Source organism: Vibrio sp. Of7-15 (assembly GCF_022347565.1).
Lineage (GTDB): Bacteria > Pseudomonadota > Gammaproteobacteria > Enterobacterales > Vibrionaceae > NORP241.
This window is the reverse complement of sequence record NZ_JAKRGH010000034.1, coordinates 22,301-47,034: the sequence shown is the minus strand read 5'-3', so window position 1 is coordinate 47,034 and position 24,734 is coordinate 22,301. Positions and strand designations below refer to the sequence as shown.

The window sequence follows — 24,734 nt, the reverse complement described above, 5'->3', positions numbered from 1 at the left end:
GCTGTACACGGTGGCCACCAATAACGTGGTGTCGCCTTGTTCAACCAACTTAAACCGTTTTACGGCTTGCTCTGAATCGGTTTGCCCTAAAGTAAAGAGTTTTTCTATTCCGAGTTTTTTACATACGTCTGCCTTACAGCCAATTTCGATGCAGTATTCATACGGAGTGCGTTCTTCAACGTGCTCTTCAATGGCATCGGATGCGGGCTCAGGCGTTGACTCAACTTTTTCACACATGCCACGCAGCGAAAAAGGCACAAAACCAGCTGGGCGAAACGGCTGTTCATTATTATTATGATCGTCCACAAATACTACCTGTGTTATACGAAATTAAGAGGGGATATTTTATCGGAAATGAATATAAAAAAACCAACCAATTACATAGTGATAATGACTTAACCCCCAGTGATTATCACTATTTCGCTAAAGCTTACCTTATTTGGGGTTACATGGAGATAGTAAATAAAAATCAACAAAATAATAGATGTTATTAATTATTAGAATAGAGCAGCCACTTTCGTAAAAACCAACGCGTACAATCAGCGAATCTACTCTTGTTAATATGCGTTTTTTGCTAATAAATATCACTCTTTTCCTAGTTGATTTGTGTGGTTGTGGCTATTTGGGTTTCAATGGTAACCACTAATCAATATACTCCGATTTGGGATCCACTATTATTTTGATTCAAGCTGCTTTAGTCAAAAAATAGGATACACCCCAGAAGTAATCATTTCTTTTCTAATAATAAAAAGCGATATTTTTGATGAATATGTTCAAATACGTTTGCCCCAAGTGCAATAAGCTAAGAGTACTGTCGGAGTCAGAGATTAAAACCATGGCTGAGTACCGAGTGATTACTTGCAAGTGTGGCGAAGATCTTCAGCTTTGCGGTGAGTCAGAGCAACTTACCTTGATACGAGAAGAAAATAAAGAAAATGATTTTTGGAAAATCAAGCAAGTGGTAGTCTATAGTTTGGCTTTCTTACTGTGCGTCATGTTTATTTTTGTGTATAACCTAGGTCTCGTCTCTATACTCGTTGCTTATACTGCTGGGCAAGTGTTAAAACGCCCATACAATGAGGAAAGTATTGATTTAGAACTAGAAGCTCTTTCCGATATGGGTTCGTGATTAAAAACTTACGCTATTTCGTAAGCCAGCAAATTTTAGGCCATGACTTATGAGCAAGAGCATATCGCACCGCTTAGGTCATAAGTGCATCATTGTTCAGGTTTACCCTGTTTAAGGGGATATAGAGATGACGAATAAAAACCAATGAAAAAGTAAATATTATTAGCCGTAAGAATAGACCACCTACTCTCGTAAAAATCAACGCGTATAATCAACGTATCTTATCTTGTTAATATGAGTTTTTTGCTAATAAATATCACTATTTCCCTAGTTAATTTGTGTGGTTGTGGCTATTTGGGTTCCAATAACAGTGGCTAACCAATATACTCCGTATCTCTTCTTCACCCACCATTATTGTTTGATTAAAATACTCTGAATCAAACAATAATGGCGGTAGACAGGAAGTAATCATTTCTTTTCTAATAATAAAAAGCGATATTTTTGATGAACATGTTTAAATACGTTTGCCCCAAGTGCAAAAAACTAGAAATACTTTCGGAATCTGATATTGAAACCATTGTTGACCACCAAGTGATCACCTGCCAGTGTGGCGAAGATCTGCAACTTCGCAGTGATTCAGAGCAACTTGAACTGCTAAAAGCAGAAAAAAAAGAAAATGTTTTTTGGGGAATCAAACAGTTTATTGTCTGTAGTTTGGCATTCATACTGTGCATCATGTTTATTGTTTCTTATACCTTCGCTCCCGTCGCTCTCATTGTTATTTATGCCGCGAGACAAATATTAAAGCGTACATACTATAAAGAAAGTGTTGATTTAGAGCTAGAAGCCGTTTCCGATGCAAGTTCTTTAGTGAAAGCTTAAAAATTTTATAAAAAATAACATTTAGGCTGTATGTTTTAGCATCGTACAGCCTAAAGAGAAATATGCGCTTCCAAAAAACTTATCGTCTCAATAATAAACCATGATAAAGCAATTCAGGTTCCGTGATTTGGGCTACTATTAGCAGTAATATTGGTGAGATCTCTTACGTATTTCACTTTAAAAGCAAGAAATAAAGAACAAAGAAATAAGCCAGCCCCCATCATTAAAGCCCTAAGAGACGATATGGACTTACTCAAATTTTCAGAAAGGCTCATGTCGATGGATGATGCCACGTGGCAGCGCCATTCAAGCCCTTGGAGTGTTTACTCCCGATTTACCGCTTTACCATTCATCTCTTTAGCGTTCTACTCAAGAGAGTTTCTTGGCACGTATGCGCTTATTCCAATCCTCCTGTCGGTTATTTGGGTTTGGCTCAATCCTCGGCTGTTCAATGCCCCGGCTTCAACCTATAACTGGGCCTCCATGGGTACGTTTGGTGAGCGGATTTATCTCAACCGAAAAAAGGTACGCCTGCCGAGCCATCATACAAACGCCTGCCAAGTATTACTTGTATTGCAAGTTCTCGGGCTACCAATTTGGCTTTATGGTTTATACAGCTTGCACATCTGGCCGCTGGTCTTTAGTGTTGCGTGGCTAATGGTTACAAAAGCGTGGTTTGTCGATCGAATGGTTTGGTTGTACCTAGAAATGAAAGACAGCGATCCTGTTTATCAATCGTGGCTAAAATAATATCGAAACGCTTCAGAGAAGCCTAGTCCCTACTCATAGCGTACTCCTTACACTCAGCATCGCTGAACGGCGCATACCGAAATCGAAAAAGTAACCCTTTGCAGTCTCACTTTTTAATACCGGTTTTTTATTAAACTACTATTTAAGAATTAACATTCAAGTTAATAATATCGTTTTTCTTCTTTTTATTTTTAATTATTTTGACGCTTGTTCAATTTTCATTAATTTATTTAACTTCTCTATGAAATCTTCAATACCAATTTTTGAGTTAAATGTTTTATTTATCAATATTCAACTTATGTTATAACAATATAAGCTACAATCATCATTCACCAAACCTATCCCTCACTCTATCCCCTCTTTAAAACCAATGGATGTAACAAAACATTTCAAAACTCCATCTCACAATTAAGCAAGTAACACAGTGAAAATTAATGCTAAAAAAAAGAATAAAAAATCACACAGAAAGATTAAACACGCCCACACACCTTCAAAAAACCACGGCCAAATCTCAGTAAATGATTATTTTTTATAGAATTAAACCTATTGCATAAACCAAGATTTATAAATACATTGTGTTACACAAAGGTTACGAGAGATGTCTTATTTTGATACTAAGAACATTACTTTTCGCACTAGTGATAACCACGCCAGTGTTTGCATCGCAACAAAATGTGAACGATGAGCAATTGCTAAAGTCGTTGATTGAACGCGGTGTGATTTGCTCTGGATTAAATTATGAGGAGCAACAACAAGCTCTGAAAATATATCTGCAAAAGAAAGTAAAACCGGAAACAAATAAAAAACTAGGCAATACGAAACACACCACGACGAATAAAGAAATAGAAACGTGCATTTCGCCTAAATAACTTTTTACACCCCGTTGAAGATACGTTCGACGGTTATTGTTGGCACCTTGAAGACAGAAATATAAAGGAATAATAATGAAAACCATGAGGAAGTCGTTGCTTGCTTCAACCATATTTGCCTTATTAAGTAGTGGAGTACATGCACAAACTCCCATTGACCTAGGCGTTGTGAATGAAGATAAGCTTGCAGAAATGTTGATCAGAAATGGGCAGTTAGATGATTCAGCATCAGCCGAGCAAAAACGCCTAGCGGTTAAAACCTATTTAGACAAGAAGATCCGCTCAGGCTTTAAAGGCGACGCTCAATTTGGCAAAAAGGCCTTAGAACATCGCGCTAAAATTCTTAAAGCGATCCAACATGAAAAAGGCATGCATAAAGCCAGCGTATTTGCGCTGGATATTGGTCAAAAAAGAACCGACAAGGTGCTTGCCCTGCTGGTTGATTTCCCAGATTTAACTTGGGACAACAACAAGCTAACTGCTGAGCACACCGAAATGCTCTACGACAACTATTCACCTGAGCATTATCAAGACTTATTGTTCTCCGACTCTGGCTACACTGGCCCTAATGGTGAAAACCTGATCTCCATGCGTCAGTATTATGAAAATGAGTCTGGTGAAAGTTACAGTGTCGCAGGCCAAGCTGCGGGCTGGTATCGCGCCTCAAAGAACGCGTCATTCTATGGTGGTAACTCCCCGAGCACCGACAACGACATGAACGCGCAAGAGCTGGTTCGTGAAGCGTTAAATCAATTGGCTAATGATCCGAATATCAATTTAAGTGATTACGATATTGAAGATCGATACGATTACGATGGTGATGGCAATTTCCGTGAACCTGATGGCGTGATCGATCACCTTATGGTATTCCACGCTTCGGTTGGTGAAGAAGCGGGCGGTGGTGTGTTAGGTGCCGATGCCATTTGGTCTCACCGCTATAACTTAGGCAAATACCACGTACTGTCTGGTACTAGCAGCACGGTTCCGGGTCGATTTAATGGTCAATATGCGGCGTTTGATTACACCATTCAGCCTATCGATGCGGCAGCTGGGGTTTGTGCGCATGAATATGGTCACGATTTAGGCCTACCAGATGAATACGACACACAATACACAGGTAAAGGCGAAGCCGTTTCTTACTGGTCTATTATGTCGTCTGGGAGCTGGGCTGGTCGCATTGGCGGTACACAGCCTACTGCGTTTAGTTCATGGGCGAAAAGCTACCTTCAAAAATCCATTGGCGGTCGCTGGATCAACGACGATCAATTGTCCGTTGATGATCTTGAAGACAACCCACGCGTGTTCACTTTATTCCAAACCACCGACAATACACGCCCGAACATGGTAAAAGTCGATTTACCATTGAAGAAAATTGAAGGGCTAAAACCGTATGAAGGCAGCTACTCTTTCTATTCCGACAAAGGCGATGATCTGAAAAACAGCATGACGAAGAAGGTGACACTTCCTGCTGGAGATAAGATCACATTAACCTTTAAGGCGTGGTATCAAATCGAAGTGGATTACGATTATGCTCGTGTGTTGGTTAACGGCCAGCAAATCCCGGGCAACATCACAACCATGAGCGATCCAAACAATACTGGGCTCGTTCCAGCCATTGCAGGCGACTCAAAAGGCTGGGTAGACGCCGAGTTTGATCTGTCTCAGTGGGCAGGCCAAGAAATCGAGCTGTCTTTTGATTATGTCACGGATGGCGGCCTAGCGATGGAAGGCTTCTACGCCGATAATCTGATGATTAACGCTGATGGAAACAACACCTTACTGGACGATGCCGAAGCCAACAATAGCTTTGTTATGAATGGCTATACACGCAGCGATGGTTTCCATGAAGCAGAACATTACTACCTATTACAATGGCGTAGTCATGATAACGTGGATGAGGGCCTTGCCAACATCAAACGCATGGGACAAATGATGACCTTTGAGCCAGGGCTAATTGTTTGGTACGTGGATGAGTCTTTAACAGATAACTGGGTTGGTAAACACCCTGGTAAAGGTTGGTTAGGCGTTGTGGATGCGGATCAAAATGCCATGATTTGGCAAAACAGTGGCGAGGCGGCTCAAACTCGTTACCAAATCCGTGATGCGGCGTTCTCTTTAGCCGACCAAGCACCAATGCGTTTAGTAAACCGTGATGGCGATGTATTGGAAGATGTTAGCCTGATCGCCAACGCACACTTCTCTGATGCTGAAGACTACACGTCTCCACAAGCGCCGGATTCTGGCCGCATCTTAGAAGAGTTTGGCTTAGCCATCGATATTATCGACCAAAGTGCAGACAATGAATATGGGGTGATCCGCTTAAGTAAAATCGCTGAGCAAAACCTATTGCCTAATGTTGACTTCACGATCAGTGTCGATGGGCTAACTGCCACCGCTGCTAACTCCAGTGTCGATCCCGACGGCAGCATTGTGAGCTACCACTGGAACTTTGGCAACGGCGCTACCAGTACCGAGGCTTCTCCAACGTGGTCTTATGATAAAGCGGGCAGCTACAAAGTTGGCTTGACTGTCACAGACAACAAAGGTGGCACGGCTTCACAATCTCAAGTTGTTGTAGTCAAAGAGCCAAATGTATTACCAACCGCAGATGCCAAATACATTCACCTTGGTCGCTGGGTGACAATGTGGTCCACCAGCTCTGATGAAGATGGCCGTATTGTAGACACAGAGTGGACATTACCGAATGGCAAAGTTCGCCGTGGCCGTACATTTACTTCTATTTTCCCAAGCTATGGCAAACATGAAGTGAAATTGAAGGTCATTGACAACAAAGGAGCTGTGGTTACCCGAACTATGATTGTTGATTTATAATTAACACTCATTCTCTTAATCAATACCTATCCAGCGCCGCATTCTTTGTGGCGCTTTTTATGTTCATGTTTTATCTATGTTTTTATCTAAAACACGCCAACCACTCAAACTATACGCTTCATTCAACCTATACCCTTCATTCAAACCACATCATTAGTAAAGTCTAATGTATCCCTCGTTTATTAAAAAACCAGTTATATTATTAATTAATAAATTCAACCATAAAGAATGATTTATAATCTATAAATAACACTAATTAAATATAAAACCTCAATAAAATAAACACATTCTTTATTTTAATTGAGTTTAAATAGCCATTTACAATAAATATTATGAGCAAAAAAGCATAATATAAATCATATTGCATTTAATTTTTAAAATATTATAGTTCAACTCAAAAATAAAACTAAGAATAACATCATGAAATATAAATTAACTTGCTTGCTATTATTCGTTGTGCCTATGGCATTTGCGAAAACAAATTTAACCACAGGAAATATTAATGAAAATAAATTAATTGATATAATAAAGTCTGATTCTTCACTAAAAACAGGGGACCGAATAAAAAATATTTCCCAATTATTTTTAGACACTCCCTATGTGGCTAATCGGTTAATTGGCTCTGAGCACGACCCTGAAGAGTTGGTGATCGATTTTACCGCGCTTGATTGCTTTACCTATTTAGACTATGTAGAAGCTCTAAGCCAATCAGATTCCATGATGGCTTTTACCGAAAAGCTGATTGATGTGAGGTATATCGATGGCCAAATTGATTATTCTAAGCGCCGACATTTCTTTAGTGACTGGGTTCATACCACAGACGATACCGTAGAAGACATTACCCAAACGATCAGCGATGATGCCCAAAGTACTGTCAAACAGATCAATCGCAGCAAAAGTGGCGGAAAATTTATTCAATCAGTGCCCGTATCTAAACGGAAAATTAATTACATTCCATCCGATCGAATTGATGAAACCATGTTAAGCAACTTAAAAACTGGAGATTACATAGGTATTTATACCAATATTGACGGGCTAGATGTAACCCATACTGGCATTTTCCTAAATACCTCTGAAGGGCCAGTGCTACGCCACGCTTCTTCTAAAAAAGCCGACATGAAAGTCACAGACTCGCCTTTCTTAGAATACGTAAAATCAACACCAGGAATTATGGTATTCAGAAGCATGGCGTAACGCGAGGCGGTGTCGGATAATATCTACCGACACCGCAGGCTTCTTTACTTATACAAACACAAAACACCGCCTATAAAATAAACCGTTTCACTTCTGTTTCAAGCTCTTGAGCTAAGGTGTTTAAGTCACTGGCCGCATCTGCTGCCAGTTCCGACTCACTCACCAAAGTATTAGCTACTTCTCGTATTTCTTCTGTGTTGCGGCTGATCTCCGAAGTCACTGACGTCTGCTCTTCCGCTGCCGAGGCAATTTGAACGGCCATATCACTGATCTGACGCACAGAAGTGTTGATTTGATCTAAGCTAACGCTGGCCGACTCCGCATCGTTCACACTGGTTTCCGTCATTTTGCCGCTTTCTAGCATAATGTTTACGGCACGTTGAGTGGTTGCTTGCAAGGTTTCAATGGTACTTTGGATCTCTTGGGTAGAATCGTGGGTACGTTGAGACAGAACTCGAACCTCATCCGCCACAACCGCAAACCCCCGCCCAGTTTCTCCTGCCCGCGCAGCCTCAATGGCCGCATTCAATGCCAGTAAGTTCGTTTGCTCGGCAATACCTTGAATGGCAGAAATGATCGAGTTAATACTTTGTGCATGGGTGTTTAACTCTTCGATCACTTGTTTGGCTGAATTGACTTCTGTGGCCAGTGAATTGATGGAATCTTGGCTTTGCGCAACCTGTTTAGAACCATTTTGACTTAGCGATAAGGTGTCTTCCGAGTTTTTTGCCGTATGATCGGCATTATCGGCAATTTCTCGTGTCGCCGAAGACATTTCTGTTACCGCAGTGGCAACCATGTTAATTTCATCTAATTGCCGAGTCACCGATTGACTATTGTCCCGTGCCGCTTGTGCCGCCTTATTAGATTGCGCCATCAGCTGCTGAGAAATGTCACTCAATTTAACCAAAATACCATGTAAGCTTTCCACGAACAGATTAAAGTTTGTCGCTAACATGCCTACTTCATCATTGGCATTCGGTGTAATACGCCGTGTCAGATCCCCGCCCCCACTGGCAATTTCTTCTAGAGCACTAGACACTCGCAGTAAATCTCGCATTAAAAAGGCCACTAAGTAAGCCGCGATTAACACCACCACGATGGTTAATCCAACCGAAGTTAATAAAAAACTCGTCAGCAGAAGATCATTTGCTTCCGTTTCCGTTTCTTTATCTAAGATGATACCCAGTATCCAATTAGCGCTGTTGACAGGTTCAAAATAAATGTATTTCTCTGTGCCTTGGATCTCGATGGGTTCGTAGTCCCCAGTTTGCATTAAATGCTCGATTCTCGATAACGTTAATGCCGGAGAAATGTCCGTGGCACTTTTCAGCAACAAATTCTGGTTAGGGTAAGCAATGATACGACCATCAGACTCCAATAAAATCGCTTGGCCTTTTTCACCCACTTCTAAGGTATTTATGTCTTCAATCAGCTGAGCAATAGAAACGTCTCCTCCTACCACTCCCGCTAAGCTCCCGGCTTTTTGAAACGCTTTTGCCAAAGTGATCACAAGCTCGTTGGTTACTGCATCGACATAAGCGGGTGATAATACTATGTCTGACGCAGCCACGGCCGCCTTATACCAAGGCCTGACCCGTGGGTCATACCCCTTACGCGGCCTCGGTGTTGAACGGATCATCTCACCACTAGGTGTACCGATATACACCAAATCAAATTTGCCGCTTAATTCTGCTTGCTTGAGTGCCTTGGATCTGTCTTCCGGGCTTGAATATTCCGTCACTGTACTGACAATACTGCGTTGTAGGTTTAACCAGCGTTCAATACCTTGGATTGACGCATCAGCAACCCCATCAAGCCTTGATTGAATAGCAATACTGTTTTGTTCTCTCATTTGGCTTTCTGCTACTTTTGTTAGCACCGCAGAAATAAGAACAAGTGCAACTAAAATCAACGAGATCAGCTTCATTTTGAGTGACATATTCTTCATTATCTACCTTCAACTTATAGTAAGACTCAACACTGAGTATGGCAGTAATTAAGCAAGTAGCACGAATTTGGCGCTTATGTGCGCGTTTTAAGAACAAAAAATAAAAAACACCGACATAAAAGAATGGATAATTATGCATAACAACGCCTATAGACTAAAGTAGTAGTCAAAGCGTGTTTATAAGGAGTTCACCCTTGAGTGTGATAAAAGGCGTGCGACAAACCAGAGGTTACCTACGTTATATCTCTGTTCTGGCAATTTTTATCGTGAGTCTGATTTTGGTGATCCAAGACATGACTTGTAAGGGGGCTGGCATGCCTGTATTTGGTACTGTCATTAAATTTTCTGATATCTACGATCACAATGGTTTACAGCGTATGGTGGTGGTAAAGCTAACGGACAACAGCATAGCTCGAGCCCCCGTTTCTACCACTCACACGCTAAGGCCGGGCTCTACCGCGCAGCTTCTTAAGCATACTTCATCCATTCACAAAGCAAGCCGTTTTAGCTTTGTCCGCTACACGGATACCTTTATCCATACCTCGAAATAAACTCCCTGCCTACATATGAAATGGTTTAATTAGCCACTTATTGGTTATTTAAACCACGCTGCCCTCTAAAATATAAACTCATTAATGATAAATTACTGTTAATTATTAGTTTTTTATGTTGGCATTGTCGTTGCTTAGAGTAAAATCGACAATGTATTTTTATAAAAACATTCACAAAATGGATAGTTATACAAAAGCGGAGGTCTGAGTATTACCGCTTAAGCTAACAAGTGCTGATGAACACATCAACCGTACAAAATAAAGCTATAACATAAAAATTATAAGGAATAAGAATGCTCGTGAAATCATTACGTTGGTTAGTCCCAATGGCCATTATCGGTGCCTCTTACGGTGGCTATAGCGCCATTGCCGCCAATGCACCTCAACCTGAAGAGAAGCCATCCATCCAAACTGAGCCCACTGTTGAAGTCGAAAATATTTTTCCGACCAATCATCAGGTGATGATCACCAGTTACGGTGAACTCACCCCGTTAGAACAAACACAACTGTCTGCGCAGGTGTCGGGAGAAGTCACAAACTGGCACCCAAATTTTGTTCCGGGCGGTGTCGTTAAGCGTGGTGAAGTGCTTTTTAGCCTTGAAAAAGACAACTACGAAGCGGAAGTCTTACAAGCCGAAGCCAACTTAGCCAGCGCCCAAGCAACACTGATTGAAGAGCAAGCTAAAGCCAAAGTCGCCGAACGACAAGCCAAAAAATTAAGTGATAAGCAAGTCACCGACCTGTATTTACGAAAACCACAAGTGTTGAGTGCCAAAGCGAGTGTAAAATCGGCTCAAGCCGCACTCAAACGCGCCCGCCGCGATCTGGAAAACTGCCAGGTGATTGCCCCTTACGATGCGTTGGTTGTGTCTCGTGATATTGGTGTCGGCCAATTTGTGTCTGCGGGTGCACAAGTGGCGATATTAAATAACATCGAAGCCGCGGAAATTCGCATTCCTATTGCCGGGTTTGATAGCGCTTTTTTACCAGAGCAACTAGCGGGTATCGATGCCTCTATTATTCAAAGCGGCATCACTAATGTCACTCGCCAAGGCCACATTGCCCGCGACTTAGGTATTGTAGACAGCAAAACCCGTATGGTTAATCTCGTGGTGCGTATTAATGACCCCTACAGTGTAGACAGCGATTTACCTTCGCTAAAATTTGGCTCTTATGTACAAGTTCAGTTTGCAGGTAAAGCGCTGAAGCACATTTACCGTTTACCGCAAGAATTAGTAAATAACCGCACGGTTTGGGTTGTGAATCAACACAATCAACTTGAGCCTAAAACCGTGAACGTTCTTCGTGAAGAAGGCGAATTTTTCTTAATTGGCGGTGGGTTAAACAAACAAGATCAAGTGGTTTTAACCGTACCAGAATACCCACAAAAAGGCATGACGGTAAAAATTGCTCACACCGAAGCCGATCCATCTTTAACCGTAAAGTAGAGTTAATACAATGGAACAAACAAAAGAGAAGGGACTGATTGCCTACTTTGCCAATAACTCCGTCGCCGCCAACTTACTGATGCTGTTTATTGTCATCATGGGGGCCGTGAGCTATTTGTTCATTCAACGGCAAATGTTTCCGAATATCGAAGTTAACTACATCAACATAAACGCGGAATATCCGGGGGCTTCTCCACAAGAAATCGAAGAAAACATCTTAATTAAAGTGGAAGAATCCCTTAAAGATGTCACCGGAATTAAAAAAGCCACCTCAACGGCTTCACGAGGCAATGGCCACCTCTCATTAGAAATCGACGTTAATCGCGATCTTAATGAAGTGCTGGATAAGGTAAAGCAAAAGGTCGATACCCTGTCTAACCTACCAGCGGCTATGGAACCACTGAATGTTTATCAGGTCGAGTTCAAACAAGAAGTGATTGAATTGGCCTTAGTCGGTGATCGCTCTTTACAAGAACTGAAACCCATAGCCAAGCAAATTGAAGATGAGCTACTGCAACTTAGCAACGTAAACCTGGTCACATTAAGTGCGCCAGTGGATGAAATTGCTATTGAGGTACACCCTGATACATTACGTAAATATAACCTGACTTTAACGGATGTCAGCAATGCGATTCGACGCTTCTCAGCGAACTATTCCGCAGGCGAAGTGCGCACTAACACAGGGATGATTTCAGTACGTATTGAAAATCAGTACTACAGTGGTGAAGAGTTCCGCCATATTCCGGTGAAAATCGGGGACAATGGTGCCAAAGTGTTATTACAAGACATTGCCACCATTAAAGATGGCTTTACCGAAGGCGAACGACATTTCAAATATTCGGGTAGCAATGCCATTTACCTTGCCGTGAAAGCCACCAAAGATCAAAACATGGTGCCAGTGGCTGAAACGGTGAAAGCCTACATTGAACAGAAAAACCACACATTGGCCCAAGGGCTTGAGCTAAAAACCCTTGTCGATATGACGTATTACCTAAATGCACGTCTCGACATGATGCTAAAAAACTTGCTGCAAGGAGCCCTGTTAGTTGCTCTTATGCTCAGCCTGTTTTTACGTGTTAAGCTCGCCATGTGGGTGATGGTGGGGCTGCCCGTGTGTTTTCTTGGTGCCGTCATGATGATGCCTGTTTTGGGCGTCAGCATTAACATTGTTTCGTTATTTGCCTTCATCATGGTACTAGGGATCGTGGTTGATGACGCCATAGTCATGGGGGAAAGCGCCTATACGGAGATTGAAAAAACCGGCGGCGGTGTCGATAACGTGGTACGAGGCGTTAAAAAAGTCGCGACCCCTGCAACATTCGGCGTATTAACGACCATTGCGGTGTTTGCCCCCTTCATTATGTCGACAGGGCCAGAACGTGCTTTTTTCTATGGTATTTCATCTGTCGTCATTTTATGCCTCATTTTTAGTTTGATTGAGTCCAAACTTATTTTGCCTGCTCACCTTGCTCACACGCATTTCTCCCCCATCAAAGAGAACAGCTGGCGTGATCGATTCAACAAACGCTTTTTTGGCTTAGTGTATGGCCCATATAAACGCTTCTTAGTGCGATGCACACACTGGCGTTGGTCGGTATTGGCTTTTTTCATTGGCTTATTGGTGATCAGCGCGGCCTTAGTGGCAACAAACTACGTCCGTATGGTTCCCACCCCAAAAGTGCCGCATGATTTTCCCAGCATAAAAATTACAATGAACGACAATGTGTCTGATGAGCAAACCATCAAAGCGTTAAAGTTGATTGAAGATGCCGTTTGGCAAGTAGAGCAGCAAACCATTACCGAAACAGGCCAAGGAATGGTGAAAGATCTGCTGTCCATGAATGAAGACCGCACCAATGGCCGGATTCTGGTGCCACTAGTGGATGAAGAACTTCGCCCTTATAATACATTTGAGCTTTCTCGTCGTTGGCGTGATGTGATCCCTGTCATTCCAGGTATGAAATCATTCACTATTTTTGATGATGTAAACAGCGGTGAAGAAGGCGATGAGTTTGGCTATCTACTCTACGGGCCAGATATTGAAACCTTAAATGTCGCTGGCCGTCATTTAATTACCCAATTACAGCAACAAACCGGGTTGTATGATATCTCTTCATCTATCGATACAGGCAGTAAAGAAATATTGTTGTCACTCACACCTGTAGCTTATGATCTCGGTCTGGATCTGTCTGTCATCGCAGAACAGGTTGGCGGTAGTTTCTATGGTGGTGAAGCACAGCGAGTCCTTCGTGATGGCGAAGAAGTCAAAGTCATGGTGCGTTACCCGAAATTGACACGAGAAGCGTTTTCTTCTCTGCGTTATGCGGTAATTACAACCCCATCAGGGCAAAACGTCATGTTAGGTGACGTCGTTCAAATCAAGCAAAAACCGGGGATCAGCACCATTCGTCGTGAAGACGGCTACCGTACCGTCTATATCTATGGCTCCATCGATGAAGAAGCGATTGCCCCTAATGAAGTGATTGCTCAGATTGAAGAGAAGTTTCTGCCTGAGCTGAAATCGGCGTACCCAAGTGTGAAGACTGAGCTGGGCGGCTCTATCGAAGAGCAACAAGCGCAGCAAAATGAGCAGATGATCTTCTTCATTGCAGGCATGATCGTGGTGTATATTTTACTGGCGGTGCCTTTAAAAAGTTATGCTCAGCCGCTCATTATTATGTCCATCATTCCATTTAGCTTAACTGGGGCAATTTGGGGCCATTATTGGTTTGGACTAGATATTAGTATGATGTCTACCTTCGGTTTAATTGCTGCCGCTGGTGTAGTAATTAATGACTCTTTGGTAATGACTGACTACATCAATCAGGCCAGAGCGCGTGGTGTGGCCATGAAAGAAGCGGTAATAGAGGCAGGATGTGCACGTTTTCGTGCGATTACATTAACCTCGATCACGACTTTTGTTGGCGTATTACCAATCATGTTTGAGACCAGCTTACAAGCTAAGTTTGTGATCCCAATGGCGGTGGCGTTAGGATTTGCCGTCTTGTTTGCCACACTGCTCACGTTGGTTTTGGTGCCATGTTTGTACTTGATCCTACAAGATATTGGCGGGGTTTTTGTTGCCCTTAAAAACCTGGTCATGAAGCTCAAGCCACAGCGAAAGCAACCTCAGCCAGAGTTATAGATAGCATTAGCTAGAACTCTATATAAAAAATCCGGAGCCAAGCGGTTTGGTTCCGGATTTTATTTAGCAAAAAGAGTAAACGCCTAATGTTTTTTACTGCAAGTTAAAATACAAGCAACACTAGTCATTATTTTCCTTTTTATTAATCTAACTTTTTCCACTGTAGCTCAATCCAGTCTTGGTTTGAGCCTCCTGGGTTGTAAGTTGCATCGTTACAGTTCACGGCCCAAGGTCCAAAGCACTGGTAAATGCCCTCACCTTCAAATTCCACAATCGTACCGTCCACGTAGCTGCCCACCCCGTCAGGGTAGACATAATCGACATCGATAGAAGATTCAGCAACCGTTACTGTTTTCTGCTCTGAATCTGTAACGCCAAACACATCCGTCGCGACTAACTGAATCACATACTCACCCGCAGCCGTTGGTACAAAGCTGTTTACACTGCCTTCATTACGTACTTCAACTGAACTGCCGTTGTGAGTCACGTTCCACGATAATGTTAGTTCAGCAGGTAATTCATCCGTTGAAGTTGACTCCATTAGAACAGCTTCGTTCACTGCTGGCTCGTTGGTCAGTACATTAAATGAGGCAACAGGCGCTTCATTTGCGTTCTCATCCCCCTTCACCGTCACTCGCACTGTCTCAGAATCCGTTCTGTCGTACAGGTTTTTCACCGTTAGGTTTACGTCAAAAGCGTATTCTGGTTTATTAGGTAAAGTCGTCAGATCAATCGCTGCTGGGTTATTGGTCGCATCGTCGAATTCGATTTCGTAACTCGAATCAGATACCATCCACGCATAAGTCAATGCATTTTGCTCTGAATCTGATGCATCTGCTGTGAAAGTCAATGCTTCTCCAGATGCCATTTCATACGTTGTTGGGTAAGTAATGCCATGGATTTCAGGAACAATATTAGGTTGCTGCTTTTTCAGTGTGTAAACCACTTTATCTTTGATCACCGAATCATCATTCAATGTCGCTTTTAACTGAAACTCAACCGTTACGTCTTGCTGCGGTGCATCGGCTACGTCTACAGTGAAAGTTGTATCCAGTTTCTTCTTCTTCGCGATCAGAACGTCACTTTTATCAATGCCGTTCGCCTTTTTCACCACCCAGACAGTTTTTTTGATCTCATCCTCATTGGTCACCGAACCTGATAAAGCGTATGAAGTGCCTAGCGTAAATTCAGTTTCAACATCCGCACCAGCATTTACCGTGACTTCATTACCGCTATCATTTAAGTTTGTCAGCTCTTCACAACGCTCGGCAGAAGTCACGTTTTCACCACACGTATTAACAATTTTATCCATATCAATAGTGCCACCACTTCGCTCGTAACCAAGACCTTCACGGGCCGCATTCACCATTAAGCCTTCGTCTTGATCCGCCATCCAAGTAAAGATACCACCGAGGTTATGCTTAAGTGCGTATTGCCCTTTAGCATATACCGTTCGCGGCGTATCTAAGCTCATGAAAATACCGCTTTCTGGGTGGTATAAGAAGTCGGCATTCGCTTGCTCATCGGTGTACAGGTGGTAACCATTCTTTGGAGTAAGACCGTTGGCTGCACTTGCCTCTACATAGTTAGTAAAAGTATCGTTAATACCAGTAACCGCAGATTCAAAAGAGCCCATTACGTTGCTGCCTTTAGTAAAGGTTCCTTTTAACGGGCTTAAGGTCTCTACATTGGCATTAATCGCATTTCGGCTGTAGTTCGCGTAACCGATTTGAATGTTTTGAGGATTAATGCCTAGCTCCTCAATCATATAACGAATGGACGTATCAGAAGACCACTCACTGTTTTCATTTGCCATTAAATTAGTATGATGCGCTAAACCTTCAGCCCAAGTTTCACCAAAGAAGTCGTAGGTCATCAAGTGAATGGTATCAACACCTGCCGTAATAAGGTTTTGCAGCTCTGCGGCATCAATCTTATCTTTTGGTGCACCAGATGCAATTCCGATCTTAACATCGCTACGGCCATTTGCATTCAGAGCAGTACGAAGTTCAGCAATAAAAGCAGCGTAGTTAGGCGCATCATTTATAGGATCGAACTCATTAAGATCAGCCCCTTTAATACCTGGGTATTCCCAGTCAATATCCAATTGAGTAATAAACGGATAAGCAGTAATGAATTCAATTAAGCTATTGATGAGTACTGGACGGTTTTCTTCCTTAACCGCATCAGAAGCGATATTAGATAGAGACCAACCAAAGATAGACACGGCCACCTTAGTATCAGTTTGATCAACCAAGTTCTTCATAACGCCCATCAAACCAGCGTAATTACTTCCAAGCCATTTTGCTTCCCAATTCGGTGCCACACCTTCAAAACCTTTTTGTAAATCAGCACCAATGTCAGTAGTCATGATCTCAAATTTTTGTGCTCCCAGATCTGCGCAATACTGCTTAAGTGCATTCACAGCCCCTACGATTGTCGGATCACCTACCTCTGTTCCGCAAAGACCAAAGAAAGATAAAATGACTGTATCGTATTTTGACAGTGCATCGATAGACGGAACGTAGCCTTGCTCCCAATGTGTCCAATTAGATAAATAGGCTGAGACCTTTGGTAGCTGCTCATTTTTCTCATAGCTATTAAATGTGTTTTTCCCCGAGTCTATTTTCTGCTGTGTCAAACCAGTACCCGTTTCCCATGGATTCCCAGATGCGTAAGCAAGAGTAGAAACCGTTGATGATGCTGCAAAACCAGCAAATATTAACCCAGCAAGTACTTTATTTAAATTTCTAGCTTTCATACTGACAATTAACTCCGATGAATAATTTATTATTAACACAGCCCAAAAAATGGGTGTGAGTCAGATTGAGAAGGTTTGGAAAATAAACCATTACATAATAATTTCATAAATACTTAGCCAAAGAATAATTAACTAAATAATAAAAACCATCCGTTTATTTTATCTATGAATATGACGAAAAAATAAAAAATCCGTTTGTAAAGTTTTTTAACGTCGAAAAAATACTAAGTCTAAAATATTTAAAACTCATCACCGTATTAATTATTAATGGCAGAAGATCACATTATTCATATAAAATAAAGAGCATAAAAATTAAAACAATAGTCAATTAAATTATTGATAATTTAAAATATAGATCTTGATATATAAATTAAAAATAAACTTAGATTTTTATACCAACCAATAAATAAAAATAAATAATAAATACTCACTTACAAATACGACTGAATAATAAGGATTAACAAGTCATAAACTGAGGTAATGGTAAGACCACTGATAAATTTAGCTCTCTTATTCAATAACAAAGATATTACATTCTTTAAATTAAGAACGGTTATTTAGTGAACTAAAAGTAAGGATTGTGACAGTATGCGGCATAAAAAAGCCAGCAATGAATGAATCACCGCTGGCTTATACTGGCTATTTATTAAGAAAGAAACAGATACGCCCTTTCTATAAACAATAGATTACTTAAGGCTTAGTTGAACACCAGAGTATTGGCTGTAACCTTTTAGCATAACATGATAGGTAGTACCTGCTTGTGCGGTAACTTGACAAGACTCGCTATTACCATAACGGTACGGACGGCAATCCCAGCTTGAAGTAGTTGGTTTGCTGTTCGCTTTTAAGTATAGATCCGCATCACCACTACCACCTTGAATGGCAACGGTCACATTCGTCGTGGTTGGTACACTAAATGTATAAAAAACTTCAGATTGAGCATTACCACTCAGCCCTGTCACTGGTTTACCAATTTCAAGCACATTACCCGTAGGCGGCGTCACGGTACAACTCGCGTTCACACCCACTTGAGAAAATGCATTTTCAACATCGGCAGTGTTATAACCCATATCCGCCGCCGCTTTAACTACCCCACAACCACCTTGATCAAAGGTTGAGTTAGCAGTCCAATACAGCTGATTAGCTAATGTAAAGACTTCAAAACCTTTACGTACGTTCCAGTTCGCTTTATTAGCAAGCAAGTAATACGCTCGATTAAATACACCACTTGAGTAGTGAACATCTAAACCATTATAATAACTATCTGCATGATCAATAGAACGACCGTCACGAGATGGTTGATCAAAATAACGTAGACCACCCGAACCTTTAAAGATATCGCTCCCTACGACCCAATCAACACTGCCTTTCATATAATATTCAGCTGCTTCACCCGCTATATCGGAATAAGCTTCATTCATACCACCCGACATATTCTTGTAAACCAGACCTGAATTTTGCTCAGTAAAACCGTGGCTAACTTCATGGGCGCTCACATTAATGTCAACTAGTGGATAGAAAGTGTTTTTACCATCACCAAATGTCATTGAAGAGCCATTCCAAAACGCATTTTCATAACTACTGCCATAATGAACACGCATCGTTAATTGGAAAGTAAGCGGGCTGGTATTCATCCACTCTTGATACATGTCAAAAACAACTTTACCAAAGTAATGAGCATCATTAAGTGGAGAGTAAGCCCCATTAACTGCTTTGTGATCATTATAATTGGTCGCATCCGGACAGTAATAATCATAAGTGGTATTACCTGATGTCGCGCCATTTAAATTCACAGTTCTCACAGCGGCATTACTCATGGTACAGGTGTTACCCGTTTTTGAAATAATAAAACCAGGATAATCTTGACCGTATTCATAACGGCTTGTTTTGCTGTTACCGCCTGGTCCTGTCCCTTTTTCTTCCGCGTGAGCAAGCCCATCCCAATGTTTGAGCACTTCACCTGTCACTGCATCAATCATAAAGTATGGTCGCGCTGGTGATTCTGATGCATCAAAAAAATCCACCATATAAACAAGTCTTGCTTTGTCATTAGCATCCAGCTCTACCATCAAGACCGCTTTTTCATTTTCTGGGTTGATCGCAGCAACCCCATGCTTCGAAGTGTAGTCTTTCTTAGCTAAAGCTATGGCTTGTTTTGACTCAATTGAAGGAGATAACGTTGTTAAATCCTCCGTTAAGTTTTGAGCCATTTGTCCATACACATCAGACACGCCTTCTGTGGTTGATGTCGCAACCAAAGATGTATTGAATACAGGAATACCGCGATAATACTGCTGATAACGAACTTTTGTTTTTCCGTTAGGCAGCTTAATCGTTTTTACTGGCTTAAACCCTAATTCATTTGATAACACTCCGCTATTAAATGTACTTATCCCCTGATCTAAAATTGCAGGATCCGTTATTGTCACCATGTTTGCCGCTTTCGCTACAGGTAAAGTGAAAATAGCACTAAGTGCAATAATTGAAGTCATAGCCTGACGTTGTTTTATTTTCATTACTCATTCCTAGAGATTTATTTAAGATAATTTATCTGACTTCCATACCGTTTAACTTTTGAAATTTTCAATGTATTTAACGCATAAAAAATCAGATAGCGACCATACGCAAGAAAAAAGTTAGACCTGAAAAATAAAAGACGCAAAAAAACAAATCTATTAATTTTATAAAATGTGTAAATAAATAAATACACAAAGATATCAATATAACAATGACAAAAACAAAAAACTGAACAACAAATGAACAGGTAAATACTTAACTGTTGAAAATATCAAACATGATAAAAATCAACATCTGTTTAATACATTTGTTTTAATTTTAAGCAAAATGAATAAATAAAAATAAAACCAAAAACACACAGCAACTAAAACTAAATAAAACAACAATCTATAAAAACAATGAAGAAATTAAAAGTCAAAAACTTGAATAAACAACCAAATAAAAACCAGGGGTAATTTATTAATCCTGTTTATATTTCCAGATATTACTTCTTATATAGATAGAAGATAATTTTACGAGCCACACTATTAACAAAGATAAAAATAACCTTAAAAAACGAATTTTGATAAGTAAGTTTTTATCCCATTTTATTTGACAAGCATCACTGAAATATTGTTAACCGAACATAAGACTGATTCATAATTGTTCAAAAAATCATCTTACCACCTCCCTTTTATTAACAATTTTACCACTATTTTTATAAGAACAATGCGTGAAAACACTCAATAAAACACATTGCAATTTATCTGTGCTTAAAATTTTCCTTTTATCTTTCCCCCTCTAGCTCTTATTACAGAACCAAAGACTAAGAAAAAGAGCTATTGAAGAAATCAAAGTAGAAAGCAGCCAGATCTTTACTTCAATAGAATGTATTGAAATAAAGGCGTACCAAAAAATGAGCTTCAGGAAAATACTAAAAAGGCACAGCAAAGTTAGCTAGATCTCAGCTCCTTTATTCACCTAATTAAACGTCAGGATGTTTAATCGCTATGATTACAAATGATGTCTGCAATGGTAGGAAGTAATTGTGGGCCATGGCCTAAGCAGGACTGCAAGAAAAAGCCCTGCTTTAAGAGGAATAAAAATTCGAAAGGGAATAAACTGCCTCTATTCGGGCTGATAAGATTTAAGTATTAACTGAACTTCTTCAATTCGCCGAACAAAACTCGATTTTCTGGCTCGCTCATTCACAGTATGATCACCATCCCCAAAAGGACCAAAACCATCCAAAGTGGGGACACCCGCCGCCGCCATGACATTAGCATCGCTCACGCCACCACGATGTTCCGTTTTAAGTGGGTAACCCAATAACTGACTAATATCATTAACGAGCTGCAACTGCGCGTCATTAGGTGCCATAACGTCACGTTGTAACCCACCACTCACTTCAGCCTTTACTCCTTCGACCCATTGTTCATGAGCTAGATAATGTATTTGCTCAAGCACACGATCGCGCTCTTCTGGTTGGGTAAAACGCGCTTCCACTTGTAATGTCGCATGAGGTGAAATGGTATTGGCACCTATCCCTCCTTCTAGCTTGCCAACATTAACTGTCGTGCCTAAATCCAAATTGGTTAACTCGGTTAACGCCAACAATAATTTAGCCGCTGCCACATTGGCGTTTTTACCATCGCAATAATGATTACCTGCATGAGCTGCAAGACCCGTTAACTTTATGGTTAATGTCGCCACCCCTTTACGAGCAATCACCACTTCGTGATCCTTCCCCGCCGCTTCAAAATCCAAGCACGCACTGTAGCGTGGGGCTAGCTCCATCGTGACAAATTTACTGTCGTCACTGCCCGTTTCTTCATCACTCACTAATAACACATCGACATTTCGAATATTGCCATGAGCGCGATACACCTGTTGCAGTGCTTTTAAAGCAACAAAATTACCTCCTTTCATGTCACATACGCCTGGACCATAAATCCACTCTTGATCTTCAGTAAACGTTTCAAATGACTTTGGTGGAAACACCGTGTCTAAATGACCGAGTAATAAAAGACGCGGCTCACCCTCGACTCGCTTACTTTCAAACAACAAATGATCACCGACGTCATCTCGCTGAAATGTTGTCACTTTAAAATCCATGGCCTGATACCAAGCTTTCATCAACTGGCCATTACGATCAACGCCAGCTTTATTTCTCGTCCAGGAATTTATTTCAACCAACTGTTTTAAATCCGAAAAATCAATGTTCATCGACTACTTTGCGCCTCTGTGAGTATTTATTAGCTGCCTTCTCAATAATCTGGCTGAGCAACCAACAAAGAAATGTTGTTGCGTCATTATAAATATGCAACAGCATTCACAAATGTTCTATCCTTTTAGTGGGACAATTGGATTATTGTGATCGTCTTAACTTTGATCCCAATTTCATACTCATCAATCAAAAAAGAGGGCTAAGTCATGTCTGAAAATCGTGTCGGTATATGGATGTACAAAAATTGTGGTGGTACAGAAATTGAAAAAAAAATCGTCTCTCAACTTAAAGAAAGAGAAATTCAAGCAATTACCGAACTCGATTTAGCTAATGGGTACGCTTCTAATGGTCATATATTCTGTAACGGGATTATGATGAATGAGCTTGACCTATTCTTTTCCTATAACGCGGGGCAACAATCTCAATACCAGGTTTATTTATACCAGGCATTGAGCGAAACAGTACCAACCATTAACAACTACGCATCGTTTGCTTTAACGGAAGATAAATTCAGAACCACTCACATTCTGAAACAACATGGGATCGCGACAACCGATCACATTGTGTGCAACAAAAACAACATTCAAGACTTAAAAGAGCACTTAGCTTTTTGGGGCGGAAAAGCCATTTGTAAACCCGTCGATGGCTGGGGCGGACGCGGGATCGTGAAACTGGAAAGTGAACGCGATATCGACCTACTGATGCCCTACATCAGCCAACAAAATGCCCCTCAGTTTTACTTAGAGCGCGTAATTGAAAATGATTTTTCCGATTACCGAATTGATATTGTTGATGGCAAGTATATTGCCTGTTATGGCCGAAAAGCGGCTAAAGGACAATGGAAAACCAATATCACAAGTGGTGGCAGTGTGATCACCCGTGAAGCCAATGACGCGGTGGTAAAACTGGCTTTAGATGCTGCAAAAGCGACAGGATTAGAAATTGCTGGCGTTGACATAATTTATGACGTGGAACACGAAAAATACGTGGTATTAGAAGTCAACGGCATCCCCGCTTTTGCCACGCCAGATCAAGAAAAAGCAGGACTTAACTTTAACAACGAAAAAATCCTGACCCTCGTTGATCTTATTGATCGCACTGTTACTAAAAAACAACCGACCACTACTTCTCAAGCTGTTAAGGAAGCAAACTATGCCATCGCCTAATAAATCACTGCCGACACTTGGACTTCTGTACCTCGATCATGTACTGCGCTTTTTTGATGTGTCTAACTTTAAAGGTTGGCCAAATAAAATTGAAAAGGTCACTTACCATTGGGGCAACGATAAGCAACGCTTTATTAATGAAGTAAAAAGAAAGAAGATAGATGTGTTGATCGGTAACATTCCGGCGACGGCATACGAAACATTTCGTGAAATTGCTCGAGCCCTTCCAGAGGTGCGTTTTATTCCTTCGATGGACACGCAATTTTGTAATAAATCGAAGGAAAATGTGACTCATTTCTGCCGAAAATACGATTTATCAGCACCCAACACGCACATCTTCTACGAGCCAAAACAAGCCATTGAATATTTCAAGACAGCGACCTTCCCGAAAATCATTAAACGCTCTTATGGCCCCTCAAACTATGGCGGTTATTTTGTTCATAAAGTGGATAGTTTTGAAGAAGCCCTCGCATTACACAATAAGAGAAAATACTACCCGACCTACGTTCAAGATTTTGTTCCCATGAAAGCAGACATTCGGGTAATGGTGATTGGCCACCAGCCCGTCTGTGCATTCTGGCGCAGACCACCTGAAGGAGAATGGTTAACTAACACCAGTCAGGGTGGCAGTATGGATTATCAGGATGTCCCTGACGAAGCATTACAATTGGCGGTTGCAACATCCAAAGCAGCAAAAGCGGAATATTGGGCCTGCGACATTGCCGTTAGCCAAGATGATCAATACAGTATTTTAGAATGCGCTACGGCTTTTGCCGCCTTCCCATACATCCGAGACTGGATTGGTCAGTACTTAATGTGGCAACTTGCTCCGCAACTGTTCAAAAAGCCGCATTTTCTTCATCGTAACTGGGAAGAGCTTGGCAAGATGGACTCGTCTATTTTACGAGTTATGCGCCACATTACCTTTGGACGTCCGTGCTACTCCACCGATACGGGTGAACTTTCCCCTTATGATAGCACTTATCCGCTACTACATTCCCCAGAAGTTCGGGGTGAAGAATGGCCCAGTGAGCTATGGAACTTTCAAGATAACTACGGCAAAAGCGTCACTGTATTAGATATGATTGAGCCCGAAATGGAACACCTCGATACGGGTATTGAAGACAATGAAGTATTGCCTCTGGAATCCCTAGAGCCCACAGCACAACACACTAAATTCAGCATCACCCATGATGAGTTATTTAACTTCTTAGTAAGTATCAAAGGGGTTGGGCGTAATCTAGCAAACGACATCATTTCAAGTTTAGGGGTGGAAGCGACTGTACATGCTCTTAATCACGATCCAAGCCAATTAACAAACATTCGCAATCTAAAACAGAAAAAGCTGACAAGGATTGTCGACAAGTGGTCTGAATCCGAACTAACGACTTAA

Annotated in this window: 16 protein-coding genes; 11 read left to right on the top strand and 5 right to left on the bottom strand. The window is 41.3% G+C overall.

Features of this window, described 5'->3' with window-relative positions; all coding sequences use genetic code 11:
- Window positions 1-306: hypothetical protein (locus MHO82_RS23275; RefSeq protein WP_239188502.1), on the bottom strand; the 306-nt coding region annotated here is incomplete at its 3' end.
- Window positions 307-763: 457 nt separating this feature from the next.
- Between MHO82_RS23275 and MHO82_RS23270 the strand changes: the two genes are divergently transcribed.
- The 6 genes from MHO82_RS23270 (at window position 764) to MHO82_RS23245 (ending at window position 7,596) form a co-directional block, all read left to right on the top strand.
- On the top strand, window positions 764-1,129 hold the full coding sequence (locus tag MHO82_RS23270) for a hypothetical protein (RefSeq protein WP_239188500.1): 366 nt from the start codon (window positions 764-766) through the stop codon (window positions 1,127-1,129).
- A 444-nt stretch (window positions 1,130-1,573) separates the two neighbouring features.
- Complete coding sequence (locus MHO82_RS23265) at window positions 1,574-1,951, top strand: hypothetical protein (RefSeq protein ID WP_239188497.1); 378 nt, start codon at window positions 1,574-1,576, stop codon at window positions 1,949-1,951.
- 243 nt (window positions 1,952-2,194) lie between these two features.
- Entirely contained in the window at window positions 2,195-2,701 is a 507-nt protein-coding gene (locus tag MHO82_RS23260) for a DUF6653 family protein (protein WP_239188495.1), read from the top strand.
- A 638-nt stretch (window positions 2,702-3,339) separates the two neighbouring features.
- Window positions 3,340-3,570, top strand: a complete 231-nt coding sequence (locus MHO82_RS23255; protein ID WP_239188505.1) for a hypothetical protein — start codon at window positions 3,340-3,342, stop codon at window positions 3,568-3,570.
- A 75-nt stretch (window positions 3,571-3,645) separates the two neighbouring features.
- Window positions 3,646-6,402 (top strand): immune inhibitor A domain-containing protein, encoded by a 2,757-nt coding sequence (locus tag MHO82_RS23250; protein WP_239188492.1) that lies wholly within the window; start codon window positions 3,646-3,648, stop codon window positions 6,400-6,402.
- 420 nt (window positions 6,403-6,822) lie between these two features.
- Entirely contained in the window at window positions 6,823-7,596 is a 774-nt protein-coding gene (locus MHO82_RS23245) for an N-acetylmuramoyl-L-alanine amidase-like domain-containing protein (RefSeq protein ID WP_239188489.1), read from the top strand.
- A gap of 70 nt (window positions 7,597-7,666) precedes the next feature.
- Here the strand turns inward: MHO82_RS23245 and MHO82_RS23240 are convergent, their stop codons facing one another.
- Window positions 7,667-9,547, bottom strand: a complete 1,881-nt coding sequence (locus MHO82_RS23240; RefSeq protein ID WP_239188486.1) for a methyl-accepting chemotaxis protein — start codon at window positions 9,545-9,547, stop codon at window positions 7,667-7,669.
- 194 nt (window positions 9,548-9,741) lie between these two features.
- Here MHO82_RS23240 and MHO82_RS23235 point away from each other — a divergent pair, with 194 nt between their 5' ends.
- From MHO82_RS23235 to MHO82_RS23225, 3 genes are all read left to right on the top strand, one after another.
- Window positions 9,742-10,098 carry a hypothetical protein gene (locus tag MHO82_RS23235; RefSeq protein ID WP_239188483.1) on the top strand — a complete coding sequence of 119 codons (357 nt, stop codon included), beginning with the start codon at window positions 9,742-9,744 and terminating at the stop codon, window positions 10,096-10,098.
- Window positions 10,099-10,391: 293 nt separating this feature from the next.
- On the top strand, window positions 10,392-11,546 hold the full coding sequence (locus tag MHO82_RS23230; protein WP_239188480.1) for an efflux RND transporter periplasmic adaptor subunit: 1,155 nt from the start codon (window positions 10,392-10,394) through the stop codon (window positions 11,544-11,546).
- 10 nt (window positions 11,547-11,556) lie between these two features.
- A complete protein-coding gene (locus MHO82_RS23225; protein ID WP_239188477.1) occupies window positions 11,557-14,691 on the top strand; it encodes an efflux RND transporter permease subunit in 3,135 nt (1,044 codons plus the stop codon).
- A gap of 142 nt (window positions 14,692-14,833) precedes the next feature.
- Here the strand turns inward: MHO82_RS23225 and MHO82_RS23220 are convergent, their stop codons facing one another.
- The 3 genes from MHO82_RS23220 to MHO82_RS23210 all read right to left on the bottom strand — a co-directional run bounded on the left by MHO82_RS23220 (window position 14,834) and on the right by MHO82_RS23210 (window position 22,174).
- Window positions 14,834-17,452 (bottom strand): glycosyl hydrolase family 18 protein, encoded by a 2,619-nt coding sequence (locus tag MHO82_RS23220; RefSeq protein ID WP_239188475.1) that lies wholly within the window; start codon window positions 17,450-17,452, stop codon window positions 14,834-14,836.
- Window positions 17,453-18,138: 686 nt separating this feature from the next.
- A complete protein-coding gene (locus MHO82_RS23215; RefSeq protein WP_275440762.1) occupies window positions 18,139-19,944 on the bottom strand; it encodes a M4 family metallopeptidase in 1,806 nt (601 codons plus the stop codon).
- Window positions 19,945-21,076: 1,132 nt separating this feature from the next.
- Window positions 21,077-22,174 carry a M20 family metallopeptidase gene (locus MHO82_RS23210; RefSeq protein ID WP_239188471.1) on the bottom strand — a complete coding sequence of 366 codons (1,098 nt, stop codon included), beginning with the start codon at window positions 22,172-22,174 and terminating at the stop codon, window positions 21,077-21,079.
- Between the two features lie 207 nt (window positions 22,175-22,381).
- Between MHO82_RS23210 and MHO82_RS23205 the strand changes: the two genes are divergently transcribed.
- Together MHO82_RS23205 and MHO82_RS23200 are read left to right on the top strand one after the other, a co-directional pair.
- The gene (locus tag MHO82_RS23205; protein ID WP_239188469.1) at window positions 22,382-23,341 is read left to right on the top strand and encodes a sugar-transfer associated ATP-grasp domain-containing protein; all 960 of its coding nucleotides are present in this window, start codon (window positions 22,382-22,384) and stop codon (window positions 23,339-23,341) included.
- Window positions 23,328-24,734, top strand: coding sequence for a hypothetical protein (locus MHO82_RS23200; protein ID WP_239188467.1), 1,407 nt, complete (start codon window positions 23,328-23,330; stop codon window positions 24,732-24,734). The genes MHO82_RS23205 and MHO82_RS23200 overlap by 14 nt, the downstream gene beginning before the upstream one ends.

Excerpts from the sequence above, each read along its gene's own strand:
- MHO82_RS23205 (WP_239188469.1), top strand. The coding sequence starts at position 22,382 with ATGTCTGAAAATCGTGTCGGTATATGGATGTACAAAAATTGTGGTGGT.
- MHO82_RS23250 (WP_239188492.1), top strand. The coding sequence starts at position 3,646 with ATGAAAACCATGAGGAAGTCGTTGCTTGCTTCAACCATATTTGCCTTA.
- MHO82_RS23200 (WP_239188467.1), top strand. The coding sequence starts at position 23,328 with ATGCCATCGCCTAATAAATCACTGCCGACACTTGGACTTCTGTACCTC.
- MHO82_RS23225 (WP_239188477.1), top strand. The coding sequence starts at position 11,557 with ATGGAACAAACAAAAGAGAAGGGACTGATTGCCTACTTTGCCAATAAC.
- MHO82_RS23240 (WP_239188486.1), bottom strand. The coding sequence starts at position 9,547 with ATGAAGAATATGTCACTCAAAATGAAGCTGATCTCGTTGATTTTAGTT.
- MHO82_RS23265 (WP_239188497.1), top strand. The coding sequence starts at position 1,574 with ATGAACATGTTTAAATACGTTTGCCCCAAGTGCAAAAAACTAGAAATA.
- MHO82_RS23270 (WP_239188500.1), top strand. The coding sequence starts at position 764 with ATGAATATGTTCAAATACGTTTGCCCCAAGTGCAATAAGCTAAGAGTA.
- MHO82_RS23215 (WP_275440762.1), bottom strand. The coding sequence starts at position 19,944 with ATGACTTCAATTATTGCACTTAGTGCTATTTTCACTTTACCTGTAGCG.
- MHO82_RS23245 (WP_239188489.1), top strand. The coding sequence starts at position 6,823 with ATGAAATATAAATTAACTTGCTTGCTATTATTCGTTGTGCCTATGGCA.
- MHO82_RS23210 (WP_239188471.1), bottom strand. The coding sequence starts at position 22,174 with ATGAACATTGATTTTTCGGATTTAAAACAGTTGGTTGAAATAAATTCC.
- MHO82_RS23230 (WP_239188480.1), top strand. The coding sequence starts at position 10,392 with ATGCTCGTGAAATCATTACGTTGGTTAGTCCCAATGGCCATTATCGGT.
- MHO82_RS23260 (WP_239188495.1), top strand. The coding sequence starts at position 2,195 with ATGGACTTACTCAAATTTTCAGAAAGGCTCATGTCGATGGATGATGCC.
- MHO82_RS23220 (WP_239188475.1), bottom strand. The coding sequence starts at position 17,452 with ATGAAAGCTAGAAATTTAAATAAAGTACTTGCTGGGTTAATATTTGCT.